The organism is Nitrospirillum bahiense, assembly GCF_007828025.1.
GTDB lineage: Bacteria > Pseudomonadota > Alphaproteobacteria > Azospirillales > Azospirillaceae > Nitrospirillum > Nitrospirillum amazonense.
In genome coordinates, this window is record NZ_VITO01000055.1 from 1 (window position 1) to 1031 (window position 1031).

General features: G+C 65.5%; 1 protein-coding gene. It reads left to right on the plus strand.

Annotated elements, in window-relative coordinates:
- Positions 1–1031: elongation factor Tu (tuf, locus tag FBZ88_RS30075; RefSeq protein ID WP_145620666.1), on the plus strand; the 1031-nt coding region annotated here is incomplete at both ends.

Sequence of the window (1031 nt, forward strand, 5' to 3'; positions counted from 1 at the left end):
ATCGGTCACGTTGACCATGGCAAGACGTCGCTGACGGCTGCGATCACGAAGGTGCTGGCTGAGACCGGTGGCGCGACGTTCACCGCGTACGACCAGATCGACAAGGCGCCGGAAGAGAAGGCGCGCGGCATCACGATCTCGACGGCGCACGTCGAGTACGAGACGTCGAACCGTCACTACGCCCACGTCGACTGCCCCGGCCACGCCGACTATGTGAAGAACATGATCACCGGCGCGGCGCAGATGGACGGCGCGATCCTGGTGGTGTCCGCCGCCGACGGCCCGATGCCGCAGACCCGTGAGCACATCCTGCTGGCCCGCCAGGTCGGCGTGCCCGCGCTGGTGGTGTTCATGAACAAGGTCGACATGGTCGACGACCCCGAGCTGCTGGAGCTGGTGGAGCTGGAAGTGCGCGAGCTGCTGAGCAGCTACGACTTCCCTGGCGACGACATTCCGATCGTGAAGGGCTCCGCCCTGTGCGCCCTGGAAGACCGCAGCCCCGAGATCGGCAAGGAAGCCATCCTGGAGCTGATGAAGCAGGTCGACGCCTACATCCCGCAGCCGGAGCGTCCGGTTGACAAGCCCTTCCTGATGCCGATCGAAGACGTGTTCTCGATCTCGGGCCGCGGCACCGTGGTGACCGGCCGTGTCGAGCGCGGCATCGTGAAGGTGGGCGAGGAAATCGAGATCGTCGGCCTGAAGGCGACGGTCAAGACGACCGTGACCGGCGTGGAAATGTTCCGCAAGCTGCTGGACCAGGGCCAGGCTGGCGACAACATCGGCGCGCTGCTGCGCGGCACGAAGCGTGAAGACGTCGAGCGCGGCCAGGTCCTGGCCAAGCCCGGCTCGATCACCCCGCACACCAAGTTCGTGGCCGAAGCCTACATCCTGACGAAGGAAGAAGGTGGCCGTCACACCCCGTTCTTCACCAACTACCGTCCCCAGTTCTACTTCCGCACCACGGACGTGACGGGCATGGTCTCGCTGCCGGAAGGCACCGAGATGGTGATGCCGGGCGACAACGTGCAGGT